Origin of the sequence: Pseudoalteromonas arabiensis (assembly GCF_001550155.1) — a bacterium.
GTDB lineage: Bacteria > Pseudomonadota > Gammaproteobacteria > Enterobacterales > Alteromonadaceae > Pseudoalteromonas > Pseudoalteromonas arabiensis.
In genome coordinates this window covers 96,979-111,948 of the sequence record NZ_LRUF01000026.1, presented here as the reverse complement: position 1 = coordinate 111,948, position 14,970 = coordinate 96,979, and the positions used below count along the sequence as shown (strand labels likewise).

18 protein-coding genes and 1 riboswitch are annotated in these 14,970 nt (G+C 41.8%); all 18 genes read right to left on the bottom strand.

What is annotated here, in order from left to right; translation table 11 throughout:
* Nucleotides 1–324, bottom strand: coding sequence for a flagellar hook-basal body complex protein FliE (fliE, locus tag PAARA_RS17685; protein WP_062570318.1), 324 nt, complete (start codon nt 322–324; stop codon nt 1–3).
* A 16-nt stretch (nt 325–340) separates the two neighbouring features.
* Complete coding sequence (locus tag PAARA_RS17680; RefSeq protein ID WP_062570317.1) at nt 341–1,651, bottom strand: sigma-54-dependent transcriptional regulator; 1,311 nt, start codon at nt 1,649–1,651, stop codon at nt 341–343.
* A 15-nt stretch (nt 1,652–1,666) separates the two neighbouring features.
* Nucleotides 1,667–2,551, bottom strand: coding sequence for a MotY family protein (locus PAARA_RS17675; protein WP_062570788.1), 885 nt, complete (start codon nt 2,549–2,551; stop codon nt 1,667–1,669).
* A gap of 98 nt (nt 2,552–2,649) precedes the next feature.
* Nucleotides 2,650–2,735, bottom strand: a riboswitch (cyclic di-GMP riboswitch).
* Between the two features lie 132 nt (nt 2,736–2,867).
* Nucleotides 2,868–4,940, bottom strand: a complete 2,073-nt coding sequence (flhA, locus tag PAARA_RS17670) for a flagellar biosynthesis protein FlhA (RefSeq protein ID WP_062570787.1) — start codon at nt 4,938–4,940, stop codon at nt 2,868–2,870.
* 15 nt (nt 4,941–4,955) lie between these two features.
* Complete coding sequence (flhB, locus tag PAARA_RS17665; protein ID WP_062570316.1) at nt 4,956–6,086, bottom strand: flagellar biosynthesis protein FlhB; 1,131 nt, start codon at nt 6,084–6,086, stop codon at nt 4,956–4,958.
* A complete protein-coding gene (fliR, locus tag PAARA_RS17660) occupies nt 6,087–6,869 on the bottom strand; it encodes a flagellar biosynthetic protein FliR (protein ID WP_062570315.1) in 783 nt (260 codons plus the stop codon).
* The gene (locus PAARA_RS17655) at nt 6,866–7,135 is read right to left on the bottom strand and encodes a flagellar biosynthetic protein FliQ (protein ID WP_062570314.1); all 270 of its coding nucleotides are present in this window, start codon (nt 7,133–7,135) and stop codon (nt 6,866–6,868) included. The genes fliR and PAARA_RS17655 overlap by 4 nt, the downstream gene beginning before the upstream one ends.
* Nucleotides 7,132–7,884: a flagellar type III secretion system pore protein FliP gene (gene fliP / locus PAARA_RS17650; RefSeq protein WP_062570313.1), complete on the bottom strand. Its 753-nt coding sequence runs from the start codon at nt 7,882–7,884 to the stop codon at nt 7,132–7,134. Before fliP ends, PAARA_RS17655 begins: the two co-directional genes overlap by 4 nt.
* A gap of 3 nt (nt 7,885–7,887) precedes the next feature.
* The gene (locus PAARA_RS17645; protein ID WP_062570312.1) at nt 7,888–8,217 is read right to left on the bottom strand and encodes a FliM/FliN family flagellar motor switch protein; all 330 of its coding nucleotides are present in this window, start codon (nt 8,215–8,217) and stop codon (nt 7,888–7,890) included.
* A gap of 7 nt (nt 8,218–8,224) precedes the next feature.
* Nucleotides 8,225–9,109, bottom strand: a complete 885-nt coding sequence (locus PAARA_RS17640) for a FliM/FliN family flagellar motor C-terminal domain-containing protein (RefSeq protein WP_062570311.1) — start codon at nt 9,107–9,109, stop codon at nt 8,225–8,227.
* Nucleotides 9,110–9,136: 27 nt separating this feature from the next.
* Nucleotides 9,137–9,526, bottom strand: coding sequence for a PilZ domain-containing protein (locus PAARA_RS17635; RefSeq protein WP_062570310.1), 390 nt, complete (start codon nt 9,524–9,526; stop codon nt 9,137–9,139).
* Nucleotides 9,519–10,511: a flagellar motor protein MotB gene (locus PAARA_RS17630; RefSeq protein WP_062570309.1), complete on the bottom strand. Its 993-nt coding sequence runs from the start codon at nt 10,509–10,511 to the stop codon at nt 9,519–9,521. Before PAARA_RS17630 ends, PAARA_RS17635 begins: the two co-directional genes overlap by 8 nt.
* On the bottom strand, nt 10,512–11,375 hold the full coding sequence (gene motA / locus PAARA_RS17625) for a flagellar motor stator protein MotA (RefSeq protein ID WP_062570308.1): 864 nt from the start codon (nt 11,373–11,375) through the stop codon (nt 10,512–10,514).
* A gap of 18 nt (nt 11,376–11,393) precedes the next feature.
* A complete protein-coding gene (locus tag PAARA_RS17620; protein WP_062570307.1) occupies nt 11,394–12,116 on the bottom strand; it encodes a FliA/WhiG family RNA polymerase sigma factor in 723 nt (240 codons plus the stop codon).
* 9 nt (nt 12,117–12,125) lie between these two features.
* Entirely contained in the window at nt 12,126–12,563 is a 438-nt protein-coding gene (locus PAARA_RS17615) for a flagellar basal body-associated FliL family protein (RefSeq protein ID WP_062570306.1), read from the bottom strand.
* A 16-nt stretch (nt 12,564–12,579) separates the two neighbouring features.
* Entirely contained in the window at nt 12,580–13,995 is a 1,416-nt protein-coding gene (locus PAARA_RS17610) for a flagellar hook-length control protein FliK (RefSeq protein WP_062570305.1), read from the bottom strand.
* Nucleotides 13,995–14,306 carry a hypothetical protein gene (locus PAARA_RS17605; protein ID WP_130151052.1) on the bottom strand — a complete coding sequence of 104 codons (312 nt, stop codon included), beginning with the start codon at nt 14,304–14,306 and terminating at the stop codon, nt 13,995–13,997. The genes PAARA_RS17610 and PAARA_RS17605 overlap by 1 nt, the downstream gene beginning before the upstream one ends.
* Nucleotides 14,307–14,573: 267 nt before the next feature.
* Entirely contained in the window at nt 14,574–14,966 is a 393-nt protein-coding gene (gene fliS, locus PAARA_RS17600; protein ID WP_062570303.1) for a flagellar export chaperone FliS, read from the bottom strand.
* Nucleotides 14,967–14,970: the final 4 nt, after the last annotated feature.

The window sequence follows — 14,970 nt, the reverse complement described above, 5'->3', positions numbered from 1 at the left end:
CTACAGTGACATACGCATGACATCATCAATGCCATTAAGTAGTTTATTGCGTACTTCCATTAACATTGAGAAGCTTAGGCTGGCTTTTTGACTTGCAACCATTGCCCCCACAACATCATCCGTTTGCCCCGTATCTACCGCATGCATCATTTGCGATGAGATATTTTGTTGCTCATTAACAGCGCGAACAACTGTTTTGAATTCAGTACTAATTGCTGCGTCTTGATATTTACTTGCTGCAGGCGCAATGCTCTCTGCCGCAGCTAGTTGCTGCATATCAGTCATTTTTCCAAGCAGAAGGCGTTGACTTTCAATAGGTGACATTACTCTGTTCCTTAAATTAAGCGATTGCGTCTATATCCATGCCATACTCACGCATGGCGGCTATTTTGTATCGAAGAGCTCGGGTACTCACACCGAGTGCCTCTGCGGTTTGGGTTCTGTGTCCTTTGAAACGGCTAAGTAAATCATAAATATAATCAAATTCAGCTTGTTTCTTGCTATGTTTTAACTGTGACGCACTGGTTGTCGTGAGTGCTTTAACGTTTTCGGGTAGGTTTAGATCTGCCGCTTGAATTTCGACACCGCGAGCCATCACTAATGCCCTTTGCACTACATTTTCCAGCTCACGAACATTACCTGGCCAGTGATAGCTATGCATCAACTGCTCTGCCTGTTGACTAAAGTGAAACTTCTCATCTCCGTATTTAGCAATAAAATACTTCGCTAATGGTAAAATATCGTCACTTCGGTCACGTAATGCTGGCCACATTAACGGCAATACATCTAAGCGGTAAAATAAGTCTTCACGAAAAAGGCCTTTCTCTACTTGCTCACGCAGTGGCTTATTGCATGCTGCAATCACACGAATGTCGAGTTTAATGCGTTGATGACTGCCTAATCGCTCAACCTCTCGCTCCTGTAGGACACGAAGTAATTTAGCTTGCAGCTCTAAAGGCAGTTCAGTTATCTCATCCAGTAAAATAGTGCCGCCATTTGCAAGCTCAAACTTACCCGCTTGCTGTGCTACCGCCCCCGTAAATGCACCTTTGTTATAACCAAATAACATAGACTCCAGCATATTTTCTGGAATAGCTGCGCAGTTAACCGCAATAAATGGCTTATCTGCACGTGGAGAAGATTGATGAATGAAGTTAGCGAGCTTTTCTTTACCTGTACCCGACTCACCCATAATGAGTACGCTTGCAGATGTCTGTGCTGCACGATTGGCAAGTCTCAGCACTTGCTGTGATTTCAGTGACACAGCAATTAAGTCACTCACACCATGCTTCATAGAATCAGCGTTACGGATAGTTAGTTTGAGTTGATCAGCAAAAAACGGTTTAAGTAAAAAGTCGACAGCACCATTATTGAGTGACTGTGAAGCAAGCTCACCTTGGTTCGATTCCACAAGCGTGATAATTTGTCCACCTTGATGAGTTCTTTTAACTAGTTTTACCAAGTCAACCAAGTTCATTTGTGCTTGGTGAGCATCAATTAATACCAGTTCAGGCTGATAACTCAAACAATAACCAATAGCATCGGGGATCGAATCTGTGTACAGAAGTTGATACTGCTCATCATTGATCGCCAATTCAATTTCACGTGATGGTTGTTCTGGCGCAAGCCATAGTAGATGTTTCTGATCCATATTCCTTCTCACACCTTAGCTTTTTTGACGAAATAGACGAATTAAGACGCGCCTATTTGAAGACTGACCGTTCGAATCTGAATTGCTTGCCACGGGATAGCGTCCTCCGTGAGCCCTGATCTCAATTAACTTTGCATCGATCCCGTACTCAATAAGTCGGGATGCCACATCATCGGCTCTTTCTTTCGATAACAAACGATTGGCAAGTGGAGAACCTACATTATCTGTATGTCCATCAATCATGACTTTCTTAACTTTAGGATCGAGTTGAATATAACGAACTAGTTTCTCTAAATAACTCAGGTCTGCGGCACGTTTAACAACACGCTCTCCTGAGTCAAAATTAATTTCATAATCTCTCGCTTGTCGCCAAGATAAAGGTGCTAATTTTTCACGGCATTGCTGGTATTTATCAATCGCGTTATCACTATGAGTTGTAGGAAAGGTCAGTCTCAGTTGCTCATCGCCAAACCCGACGATTGTATCTAACCAGTAGCCTTGCTTAATGGCGCTTAAAAGAGGTGCAACACCTTGTTTAAACGTAACCTGTTGCTGCTCAATATTGGCTGAAAAGAATTGTATAGAAGGGGCGATTGCTTGCTTGTTTTGCCAATCCGCTGTACGGGCAAATACTTGTACATCCGTGATATCACGTTCGGTTAACAACCACTTAAAATCTAGGTGCTGTGGCTCTGCAGGCTCGCTAATAATCGATAATTGCGCATAACTATCTAATTTTTGGCTAAGTTGGCAATAAAAAGCATCGCCACTGACATACCATGTTGCCTGCTCATAATTTTGGGTAATTACGCGTTCAGCTTTCACAGGCAATGCAGAAGCAGTTATAATGCCTACAACAATTAAAAAAGTTGCCTTAACAAGCTGATATGAGTTGTTCATTCGTATTCCAATTATCATAAACAGCCCAATTAAGGGCTTTAACGTATATAATAAGCGGAACAAATTGCCTGAAGAGGCGAATAGACGTGCCGCTAAGTTAATGTAACCCCACTATCATGACCTTGCGGTTTTAGACTGGAAGCTTTGCGTCCTACCCTTTCGGTGTAGTTTGCCATTTAATTGTCTTAGTGTTTCCAACTAAGTAACTGTTATTATAAAACAGTTAACAAGTACCTAATTCTTAATGATTATAGATAAAAAAAACCAAAAAGCAACATTATGGGTATTTATTCATATTAAATTCATACCGCTTACACTATCCTAAAGAGCCAACGATACTAACTTTAATATTATCAGGCACTTCATTATAAGAAAGCACTGATAAACCTCCCTTCGTAAATGAACGTGCATAGCGCGCCAGTAAAGGTCTTAGCTGCGGAATAACAATCAACACAGGGTTAACACCTTGAGATTTCATTTCATCAGTAATCACAGGCATGGCTCGTTGGAACTGGCCAAGTAAATTAGGATCTACAGCAAAACTATCTAATGCTACCTTCCCTGCTTGCATGGCTTGTTCTAACGAACTTTGCATCGTTTGCTCTAGTTTTTCATCTAAGCTATAAGCAGCTAATTCGTCACGATTGCCCATCACTTGTTTTACTAACACACGTTTTAGTGCACAGCGTACATCGGCAGCAAGTAGAATAGGGTCTTTTGTGACTTCGATACTGTCAACTAAAGTGCCTGCAATAGTCACGATATCACCAATCGCGACATGCTCCTTAAGTAGCATTCTCATCACTTTTAGTTGCAGGTTAATTGGTAAAGACTTTTCAAGCGCATCAGCCAAACTAGGTGATACAGTCTTTAATCTCTCGTGTAAGTTTTGAATATCTTCATAACTAAACAGCTCATCTAAATGCTCTTTTATCACTTTGCCCATATGCGTTGCGATTACCGTGGCTAAGTCGACAACTGAATAACCCATATTCAGTGCCTTGGCTTTATTTTGCTCATCAACCCACACAGCTTCCAAACCATAAGCTGGGTCCGTCGTTAGTTCACCATCTAACTGGCCGTAAGTATCGCCGGTGTTTAAAGCTAGTAGCTGCTTGGCATTCAGTTGAGCAGACGCAACGGCCACTCCTGCTAGTTTGATTTTATATTCTTGAGGATTAAGATTGAGATTATCTTTAACTCTGATTTCAGGTAACAAGAAACCAAGTTGTTCAGATAAGCTTTTACGCATACCACGTATTGTTTTTGCTAGCTCCTCACCTTTTTCCTTATCGGCCAAATAAACTAAACGAAAACCAAGCTCAACGCTTAAAGTATCGACATGCGGAATATCTTGCCAGCTCAGAGCTGCTTGTTCTTGGGCAATTGTATCTGTAATACTTTGCGCTTCTTCTAACTGCCCTTGTGGTGTCTTTTTGTAAAGTCGCCAAGCAACATACAAAAGAGGCAGTGCAAAGCCAATAAACGCAAGGCTTGGCATGCCTGGCACAATACCTAACACCAGCATGACTAATGCGGCTGTTAGAATCACTCTTGGTGAGGCAAGTAACTGGCTTCCCACCGCTTCACTCATGTCACCTTCATCGTTCATTCTGGTAACAATAATTGCCGCAGCAACAGCCAGTAATAATGAAGGGACTTGTGCAACTAAGCCGTCACCAATTGTTAAAAGAGCGAAACGTTGAAATGCTTCAGCCATGCTCAAGTCATGCTGAAATACCCCAATGCTGACACCACCCAGTAAGTTGATCACTAAGATGATCAGACCGGCTATTGCATCACCGCGTACAAATTTAGAAGCACCATCCATTGAACCATAGAAATCAGCTTCTTGTGCCACGGTAGTACGTCGTTCTTTAGCTTGTTCTGGGCCAATTAGTCCCGCATTTAAGTCGGCATCAATTGCCATTTGCTTGCCTGGCATTGCATCAAGAGTAAAACGTGCTGCAACTTCAGAGATACGCTCGCCACCTTTGGTGATTACGACAAAGTTAATCACCATCAGAATAATGAATACGACGATACCAACAACATAGTTGCCACCAATCACCACCTCACCAAATGCTTGAATGACTCGCCCTGCCACATCAGAGCCTTCATGACCATGTAGTAAAACAACCCTAGTCGATGCAATATTTAGGGTAAGGCGCATTAAGGTTGCAACCAACAGAATGGTTGGGAAAACAGAAAAATCGAGTGGTTTCGAACTTGAAACAGCAACCAATAACACGATCACAGAAAGTACAATATTAAAGGTGAATAAGGTATCCAGTAGCCATGCGGGTAATGGCAAAATAACCATAGATAAAACAGCTAACAGCAATACCGGTATAGCAGTATAAGGTCGGGTTAAACTACGCCAATTCAAAGTCATTCTCCACCATTATGGTTTTTGTAAATTTTTTGGAATTTCAAGTTCAGGCAATGGCGCTGGCGCTTGACCTCGCCCTTGCTTGTAAGCCTTTAGCTGCATTACATAAGTAAGTACATAAGCAACCGCTTTATAAAGTCCATTAGGTACTTCTTGGTCGATGCGTGTCGAAAAATAGATAGCCCGCGCTAAAGCAGGTAACTCAATAACTTCTTTATTGTGCTGACGCCCTAATGTTCTGATCCTAAGTGCCATTTCATCCATGCCTTTAGCGACAACATAAGGTGCTTTGGCTTTTTCTTCGTTATAGCGAATCGCAACCGCATAGTGTGTTGGATTTGTAACAATCACGTCTGCTGTGGGGATCCGCTCTTCGATACGCCTATTTGCTTGCTGATATTGAATTTGCTTAATTTTGCTTTTGATCTCGGGGTTACCATCGGATGATTTGCGCTCTTCCTTGACTTCTTGATGGGTCATTTTAATTTTATCTAGAATTTGTTTTTGCTGAATAGGCACATCAATCACAGCTACAAATAACAGCAAAGTTACAGTGATCATCATAGCTAAAAATAGCAGGCTAATACCTTGATTTAGAGCCACCAGCAAGTCTTGATTTTGTAAGGCTACTAACTGCTGCCATAACTGAGTCAAAAAGCTAAATAAGCAAATAGCCAACAAGGCAATTTTAATCATCGACTTTAACAGCTCAGTCAAAACCTGTTTACCAAACATTCTTCCTAAACCCGAAAGAGGATTTAGCTTACTTAACTTAGGTGCGAGTAATTTTTTTGAGAAAATAAACCCACCAGGTAACACACCCGTGATCCACATAGCGCAAAACGCGAGCAATAAAAACGGCACTAAAGTTGCCAGCATATCGAGTATTGCTTGAGCAATGGCATTTGGCATGAGTTTCGTATTATCGATAATACGATGATCCAGTTGCATACTTGTGCGCATCAAGCCAATAAATAGGTCATAAAATAAATTAGCGAAAAACAATAGCCCTGCCACACTCACCATCAATAAAATAGCCGTATTAAGTTCTTTAGAACGGGCTACCTGCCCATCTTCACGTGCTTTTTTGAGGCGCTTTTCACTGGGCTGTTCTGTTTTTTCTTGTGCACTGTTATCTGACATTCACCCTCCCATCGCCGTTTTAAATACGGTTAAAACATGGTAGGTCAATTTAGCAAATGCATTGCCTGTGTAACTAAGTGTCATAAATACACAAAAGAAACCCATTATTAAGGCCATCGGAAAGCCTAAAACAAAGATATTCAAAGAAGGAGCTGCGCGACTTGCTACGCCAAACGTTAGATTGACTAACATCATGGCAATCACGCCAGGTAGTGCAAGTAGTAGAGTAGAGGCTAATAACCAAGCAAATAAATTAACGACAGCCATAATGTCCAAGTTATAAATACTGCTGCCTATAGGCCAAACAGTAAAACTCTCGACCATAACGTGCAACGTAATTAAATGACCGTCAGCGGCAAAAAACAAAAGCGCAGCCATTATCCAGAATAACTGCCCTAATAATGCAACCTGATTACCACTGCCAGGGTCCATTACCAAAGCCATCGATAAACCCATTTGCATCGACAACACAAGACCAACCAGAGACATCACTTCAAACAACAACCGCAAGGCAAGCCCCATTAAGACACCAAAAATGATCTGCTCAACAGTCAGCACGACAGCATCTAACGAAAAAATATCAACCGCTGGAGCGAGTGGCAATTGCCCTGCCACTAAAAAGGCCAGCATCATAGCCACAGCGATTCGGGCGCGTGGAGTCACTGCGGGGTTTTCAAATACTGGCATTGCCCACAGCAAAGCCGAAAACCGAACAAATGGCCACCACATGGTGCCCATCCAGCTAACAATGTCGTTACTGGTTAAAGCAATTAAGGAGTTCAACCAAAAACCCCTGGGATCATAAACTTAAGGTCTTCAAACCACGTCAATAAGGTGCGCACTAACCAATGCCCTGCAAACACCACCATTAACAGTGTTAGCAACATACGAGGTAGAAAGGTTAACGTTTGCTCTTGAATAGAGGTGGCGCCTTGTATAACTGCCACCACAATACCCAAGATAAGCCCTGGTACTATCAGTACCAAAATCATCTCTATAATGGTATAGACTGCATCGGCAATCAGTTGCGTGGCCACCTCAGGACTCATATTGGCCCTCCGAATGTTGCAGCCAGCGTTCCTGCCACCATTGACCAACCATCAGCGAGTACGAACACCATCAGCTTAAATGGTAAGCTGATAATCAAAGGGGATAGCATCATCATACCCATCGACATCAATACGCTGGCAACCACTAAATCAATAATCAAGAAGGGAATAAAGAGCATAAAACCGATTTGAAAAGCGGTTGTCAGCTCACTAAGCACAAAAGCAGGCATAAGTACTTCAAATGGAATTTCATCCGCTTTTAAGTTGGTGGGCTCATTAGCAATTAAAAGCACTTGATGTAGCTCGCTTTCACGTGTTTGCTTAAGCATAAATGCACGTAGAGGCTGTTCAGCTCGAGCAAGTGCTTGCTCTAATCCCATCTCTTCTGCTTGAAAAGGCTTATACGCATTTTGATATATATCTTGCCAAACCGGACGCATAATAAGCATGGTGAGCATCAATGCAATACCAATTAAGACACGATTTGGGGGACTTTGCTGTAGCCCCATTGCTTGGCGCAAAATCGCGAGCACAACAATGATCCGAGTAAAGGAAGTCAGTACCATTAACAACGCTGGTATTAAACTCAACACCGTCATCATTAACAAAATTTGTAGCTTGACGTTATAGTCTTGCCCTTGCTCTGTGTCTTGCAACGAGAACAATGTTAATTCTTGCGCGTTTAACCAAGTTGGTAAAAGAAGGATAAGTAAACCAAACCCGACGTTGAATGCACTGCGTAAATTCATTACTTAACTATCCGCCTTTTCTTGCTCATCTTGGCTGATAAACTTAATGCCATATTGGCCATCAACCAGTACAACTTCAGCTTTCGCAAAGTATACACCGTTCACTTTCACATCCATCGGCTCACCTGCGGCTTTGTCTAAGCGTAAAACATCGCCGTGTTTGGCTTGTGATAACTCACCTAACGTTAATTCTGTGCTCGCGACTTCTAGCGTAATAGTTAACGGCACATCAGCAAATACAGACATATCATTCTCATTGCTTGGCTCAGCGCTTAAGTTGTCTAAGCCATCAAGCTCTAAACCTGCTAATGCATCATCAAGGTTGTCAGTCATAATTCATTTACTCTTTATTTGTGTTATCTGTAATTTGGAAAGTCAAACTGGCATCTTGTTGTACAATTTGACCTGTAAAGAAGGTTTTATTACCTAACTTGAAAGAAGCAGGCTCACTAAGTTGAATAGGCAATACCTCACCATTTAATGCCGCTTTTAACTGCCTTAACGTGACTTTTTTGCGCGCCATTTCAACATGTCCTCTCACTAAAAATTGGCTGCTTTTTTCCATATTTAATAAGTGTGTTTGTTGTTCGTCATGCTCGCTTTGCGGTTGACTAAAGAAAGCCACTGGCAACCAAATGAACCAGCTGATCACATCGTTATCAAGAATTAACCGTACTTTAAATGCAAGGTAATTGACCGCGCTCGGTAAGTTGTTAGTGCTACATGGCTCAGCGAGTAAGCATGCCCGCTCTTTAAAAATAAGCTCTTGAATACCCTGAACTTGTTTTTGTAATAACCGTGCACAAATGCGGCTTTCTGTGCGTGTTAACTCTGCTGGCGGCTCTTCTGCTACAGCCTTATTAGCTTGGCTTAAATCACCACCTAGGCATAAATCAGCCATTCTGTGAGCACTTGTGTAATCCAATGCGATATAAGCATCAGCGTCTATTGGCTCAAAAACAGAACTTTTAAAGAAAACGCGTTTCGCTTCAGCCAGCCAGCTTTGCAAGGTGCTGTGTGAACATAAGTTAATATCAACAGCAAACTGACTATCATTAAATAGCTGTCCTAACTCAAACTCGATGGCTTTATGCAAACTAAACTCACCCGCTCGCTGATGGGCAATTTCGTATTGACGTTGTTGCTGTGTGATCGCATACGGCCTAAACTCTTTACCTTGTTCAGCCTTGAAGAGCTTTATTTTTGGCTTAACAAATTGCTTCATAAAATTTTCCAATATCCAAAAGTGTGGCTATAAAGTCGTTGTGTAATTAGCCTGCTTTTGTAACTCAGCAACTAACTCTATACGCCTTAATTCATCTTTCTTTTGCCATTCAATACCAACAAAGTTCAGTTTTTCTGTAACGGGATACGTATAACGAATTGTGCCAATAAAAGCATTACTATCATTAAATGCTACACGGACCTTGCCCGGTAACTTATGCTCATTAGGCACCAACATTCCAGCCCCACCTACGCTAATATCTTTAACCACAGCACGGCATATAAAGTAGTTAAACAACCATGAATGATGCAGCTTAACGGCAATGCCACCTTGTTGCATTGCCGCAGGAAGTTGAGTATCTTGCTCACAAAGCGGCCAGCGAGGGTGAGTTCGTTTCGACTCTTCTGACTTATTCATATAACTCCTGCGAGCGTAATACTGGCTGATTTGCTGTTGCAGCACTAGCGGCCTTTTTAACAGGATTATTGATGTTATCCTCAGCGAATAACGCCTCTAACTCTGATTCTGCCTTTTTGGTCAGAATCAGGATCTCGACACGTCTATTTTCACTCGCAAATCTATCTTTTTGATTAATCGGTCTATTAGAAGAAAAAGCATTAACTTGCATAACTTGGTTTGTTGGCATCCCACCTGCTGCCATGATTTTTCTTGCTTGAAATGCACGTGCACCTGATAAGTCCCAGTTATTCGACTGAGTTCCTTTGAATGCACTGGCATCACTGTGACCCGAAATAATGATTTTGTTTTCAATACTTCTGAACAGGCCACCTAAGTGTAAAAATAAGTCTTCAAAAAATGGCGACATAGTTTGCTCTGAACGCGCAAACATTTGATGATTTTTGTCATCTTGAATAATTACTCTGAGCCCAGAACTGACTTTCTCAACCTGCAGATTGTTCTGTAATAGCTCTTCTTTGGCTAAATCTTGAAAGCTACTTAGTAATAAACTCAGCTCACTTGATGCTGCAAATTCACTGTCAATCACTGAATTAAGCTTATCGCCTTTACCCGCTAAAGGCGCATGATCGCCTTTAGGTACTTTTAAATATTCACTCATGCCTGGGCGAGGATTATCAGGTGGCAAGCGATTTGATGCTTTATGATCAACAACGGAAGGTGACCCCCCTAAATCGACAGGAAAAGGGCTATTGCCTGGTTCAAATAATGCGGGGCTACCATCAAAGATTGAATGTGTACGCATATAATGAGCAATATCTTTTCGCTCTTGCTCATTGGTAATAGCCATGATCCATAGCACCATGAAGAACGCCATCATCGCTAATGTGAAATCAGCAAAGGCGACTTTCCAAGCACCACCATGCTTGCCACTCTTTGCTGAGCGGCGACCACGTTTAATAATTACTGGGTTAGAATTATTCATTTAAGCTGCTCGGTTATTGATCCACTGTTCCATCGTGGTAAAAGAAGGTTTACTTTCTTGTGTTATCAGTTTTCGACCAGAGTCAGTCGCCACAATAGCTACATGGCCTTTTGCGTGGGCAACCAACATAGCTCGAACACACTCAAGCATAGTCATTTGTTTCTTTACATACTGCTGCATAGCCGATGACAGAGGTGCTAATAGGCAGTAACAACCAAAAATACCAACAAAGGTTCCCACCAGTGCTGCCGCAACGTGATAGCCAATTTCGCTCAATGGTCCATCTAAGTGCTGCATCGTGATAATAATGCCACCTACCGCAGCTAAAATACCGAAACCGGGCATTGCTTCGGCAATGTCGCCTAACGCATTTGACGGCTTCATTTTTTGCTCTTCAATGGAAAAGATCTCTTGCTCTAACATAGCATCGAAATCATGTGGGCTAATTTTTCCCATGCTGTATAAGCGTAGGTTGTCACAAATAAATGTTACTAACTCAGGAAAGGCTGTGACCTGTGGGTAGGCTAAAAAAATTGAGCTAGTATCAGGGTTTTCTACATGATCATCTAACTCTTTAATCCCTTTTAGGCGAGCCAGTTCAAGTAAGGTGTATACCACCATGAGCAAGTCATGATACAAGTCTTTGTTATTTTGATTTTTATTGCCAAAGAATTGATATTTTAACTGACTTAACATTTCAGTTAAAACATGACGTGAATTACCAACAATAAGTGCTCCTAAGCCCGCACCAAAAATGATTACAAACTCTGCAGGCTGCCACATACTCGCTAAGTTACCACCAGCAATAGCAAAGCCACCTAGTACGGCGGCCAGCACAACGACTAAACCTAATATTCTTTGCATAATTGTTTTCCCGGTTGGTTATTCACTTTGTTGAAGTTTTCTTGTTAAAGATTCTATTGCCAATTTATGTAGTTGGCAGACCCGTGCTTCGGTTAAATCAAGGGCAAGGGCTATTTCTTTCATGTTCATTTCATGGCTGTAGTAAAGATGCAGTAACAACTTGTTTCTTTCTGGTAGGCTGGCGAGTGCTTTTTGTAGCATTAAAGCCGTTTCTGTATGTGATAACTGGCTGCCTGCATCAGTAAACGAATCATCGTGACCGAGCAATGCTTCGAGGCTATCAATTGCTTCAGCTTGACTTGCATAATGCAGTTTCAACAGCTGGTCTAAATCAATATCCAATGCTTGGCATAGCTCACTATCACTTGGCTCTCTGCCTAGTTGCTTCAATAACTTGCGCGAAGCATCACGCAATTGATGCGACTGTTGTCTTAGTTGTCGTCCTCGCCAATCTATTCGACGAAACTCATCTAGCATCGCGCCCCGAATACGCTTAAAAGCAAATGCCGAAAATTGTTCGTCGACATTTCGACCATAACGACGAATTGACGAAAGCAGTGCCACTAAACCTATTTGCTGAATATCGTCCATGTCGACAACAACACCCAATTGCGTTCGCATGTGGGAAGCTGCACGCTTCACTAAGTATGCATACCGTTCGAGTAGTTCCCCCTCGGTATGTGTACTCATTAAACCTGCTTGCTGCTCATCCGAAGATGGCCATTGTTGTTCAACTAACATACGCGTTCTCTACTGAATGAAAACATTGGTTATTAATACATCAGCCAATTCAAGCGATGACTTATTAGCCAACACCTTATTAAACTGACTAAGTAGGTCTGTTTGAACTTTCTCTACATCAGTAAATGTGCTTCGCACAGTAGCGTGCTCCATATTCGCAAAGTTTTTTACAAGCACATTGCGTAGTACTGGCATAAAGGTTTCTGCATCTGTTTCGTTTTGTAAGGTTGGTGCAAAACCAAGGCTCAAATCAAGCACTAAATAGCGAGCATATTCATCGTCAGCAACACTGATAATAAAGCGATCCATTGCCATATATTTAACGTCTGGTTTATCAACAGAGGCCACTGGGGCTTGCTCTGTTTTTGATTCTTGAAAATAGCTTGCACCAAAAAAACCAAGTGCTAATAATCCGACAGCAAGTACTGCTAATTGTATTTTTTTCAAAGTTCCGCTCCCATTTCTATATCAGTCTATTCAACCAATCTTGTTGCTGCGCTTGCCTAGGCTCAACGGAGGTAGGCAAATCATTTAACTGATTAGCTGCAATATCTTGCTCTTGTGTAAATTCGTGTGTTTGTTTGTGCTGTTGATGTTTATCGCTAATATCAACATCAACAGTACTTTGCTCGGCATGAGTGAGTGATTGGCGAAGTTGCTCAAGCGTTTGTTGCATGGCTTCACGTATTTGTGGATTACTCGCAACAATGTGTACTGTGGTTTTTTCTCCCTCAACACTAATACTTATGTCAATACTGCCTAACTGGGGAGGATCAAGGCGGATTTGCGCGCGTTGAACCTGTTGGCCTATTTGCAACTGCACCTTGTCATGCAGCACATTCAGTAAGCGTTGGCCCCATTCACTACTATTTGTCGGTAACGACTCAGTCCGCCACTGCTGCACCTGTGTGGCTTGCTCTGAACTAGCAGCAGAAGAAAAAGAAAATGAACGACTTAATTCTGTCGTCGCAAAATTGGGCTGCTCAAGCGCTGTCTTAACCTTAGTGGGCTGTGTAGGGCTTGTTTCCACCATTAAAGCCGGTCCTACTTTAGTTTCACTTGAGCGCAACGTTTCCAACTCAGCCACTGGGGGCATGTGCTGTTGTTGGCTGCTAAGTGGGTATTCTTTACTCGGTGATACAATAGCCGTATTCAAACTTGATGCATTAAATAAAGGTACTTGCTTTTTAGTTAACTCAACAGTTTCATTGTTTAATAATTGATTAGCTGCCGGTATAGCTTGAGCGCTATTAGGGCTAGCCTGTAATAACTCTTTAGCGTTCGAAGCACTCGTTACTTGTAACTGTTCCTGCTCTGTAGCATTTGCTATCGACTGAGTAGATAAACCACCAAGCAAGGTTTTCGAGGCTGATTCACCCTGTGTAGTAGGGCTTTGCTCATTCACGCGTATTTTTTCTGATATAGCTTCATTTTCAGCAGCAGTCTGCATAGCTAAAGTAAGGCTATCCTGCACAGGAAGCGAGCCCAAAGCTTGTGGTTCTGTAACTCCCTGAGAAGCGGGTTGAATAGGCAGGGCTGAATCAACTTGCTCCATATTGATTTGTTCTTGAACTGTCGCTTCAGCACCTTGTTGCAGCGATGTTTCAGATAATGCAGTTATACCTGGCGCTAACATGCTTGACTCATTTTCAGCTTTAAACTGTGTATATACACCTGAGCGCCATTGAGACGGTAGCTCAAATTGCTTTTCTGTCTCTACTTGCTCAAGCTCAGAGCGAAGCTCACTAGTAGATTGCGCGTGTTCTTCATGTTCGGTTAAATCGAATTGGCTTGTTTCAGGGTCAGTAAAGTTTGCTTGCACCTTTTCAGCACCGGCTCTATTCCCTGAAACATGTGGGTGTATGATTAATTCTTTCATTAACGCGCACCATCAGTAAATTGTTTGTATGCAATAATGCCGTCGCGATCTTTTTGATGTTGCTGCATACGTGTTTGTAATTCGTTTTTTTGCGCATTAATTAATGCTAGAAAGTGTGAATATTCACCTTTCAACTCACTCACTCTAGACTGCCAACTTGGATACCAAGGTGCTAACTTCGCCTCATTAAGGATCTGCATTAATTGCTGATCAAAATGACGAATATGTTGCCACTGCTGCTCTTCTATCGCTTTCGCCATAGCTTGCAATAGGGTTTGAATTTTCTGGTCTGTTTGCTGTTTATTCATCATGATCATTTCAATTAAAGCGAGCAGCCGTAAACAATTCAGAGCTGCATTAACACCAGCTTAACGAGCAAAAAGCATTCCAAAACACAAGGTATTGATATATAAAGGAAAAATTAATTTACAAAATGCTGAACGGAAGTTTAATTTCCGCTTATCGGAAAGGTAGGAAGTAAAGAGGAACTTAAGCGTTTGTTGAGTTACAAAAAAAGCCAGCTAAAAGTGCTGGCTTTGGATTCAGAACAAATAACATTACTTATAAATAAGGTGTGATTAAGCAGCTTGAGAGCCTAATCCTGCCCAGCCCTGCTGTAGGTTTTGCATAACTTCACGTACAGATGACAATGCAGATAAATCATTTTGAAGACTTGCAGTCATTAAAGCACCACCACAGTACTCATAAAGCTGCTGCATATTAACAACGACTTCGCCGCCTTTTTCTGTATCTAAAGAGGCATCTAAACCACCAAGAATACGCATCATTTTTTCGATGCCCTGAGCTTTTTTATCAAAACGCTTTTGCTGTATATGACCAGCTACCCGCTCAAGTTCATCTAAAAACCCATCGAATAACATTAAAACTAACTTATGAATATCAGCGCCAGCCGCACGGCTTTCTACTGAAGTATTTTTATAAGCTGAAAAGCCATCATTTAAATCATACATAATT

Bases quoted from the DNA above. Each gene is read 5' to 3' on its own strand.
- fliE (WP_062570318.1), bottom strand. From the start codon at position 324: ATGTCACCTATTGAAAGTCAACGCCTTCTGCTTGGAAAAATGACTGAT.
- PAARA_RS17680 (WP_062570317.1), bottom strand. From the start codon at position 1,651: ATGGATCAGAAACATCTACTATGGCTTGCGCCAGAACAACCATCACGT.
- PAARA_RS17675 (WP_062570788.1), bottom strand. From the start codon at position 2,551: ATGAACAACTCATATCAGCTTGTTAAGGCAACTTTTTTAATTGTTGTA.
- flhB (WP_062570316.1), bottom strand. From the start codon at position 6,086: ATGTCAGATAACAGTGCACAAGAAAAAACAGAACAGCCCAGTGAAAAG.
- PAARA_RS17655 (WP_062570314.1), bottom strand. From the start codon at position 7,135: ATGAGTCCTGAGGTGGCCACGCAACTGATTGCCGATGCAGTCTATACC.
- fliP (WP_062570313.1), bottom strand. From the start codon at position 7,884: ATGAATTTACGCAGTGCATTCAACGTCGGGTTTGGTTTACTTATCCTT.
- PAARA_RS17645 (WP_062570312.1), bottom strand. From the start codon at position 8,217: ATGACTGACAACCTTGATGATGCATTAGCAGGTTTAGAGCTTGATGGC.
- PAARA_RS17640 (WP_062570311.1), bottom strand. From the start codon at position 9,109: ATGAAGCAATTTGTTAAGCCAAAAATAAAGCTCTTCAAGGCTGAACAA.
- PAARA_RS17635 (WP_062570310.1), bottom strand. From the start codon at position 9,526: ATGAATAAGTCAGAAGAGTCGAAACGAACTCACCCTCGCTGGCCGCTT.
- PAARA_RS17630 (WP_062570309.1), bottom strand. From the start codon at position 10,511: ATGAATAATTCTAACCCAGTAATTATTAAACGTGGTCGCCGCTCAGCA.
- motA (WP_062570308.1), bottom strand. From the start codon at position 11,375: ATGCAAAGAATATTAGGTTTAGTCGTTGTGCTGGCCGCCGTACTAGGT.
- PAARA_RS17620 (WP_062570307.1), bottom strand. From the start codon at position 12,116: ATGTTAGTTGAACAACAATGGCCATCTTCGGATGAGCAGCAAGCAGGT.
- PAARA_RS17610 (WP_062570305.1), bottom strand. From the start codon at position 13,995: ATGAAAGAATTAATCATACACCCACATGTTTCAGGGAATAGAGCCGGT.
- PAARA_RS17605 (WP_130151052.1), bottom strand. From the start codon at position 14,306: ATGATGAATAAACAGCAAACAGACCAGAAAATTCAAACCCTATTGCAA.
- fliS (WP_062570303.1), bottom strand. From the start codon at position 14,966: ATGTATGATTTAAATGATGGCTTTTCAGCTTATAAAAATACTTCAGTA.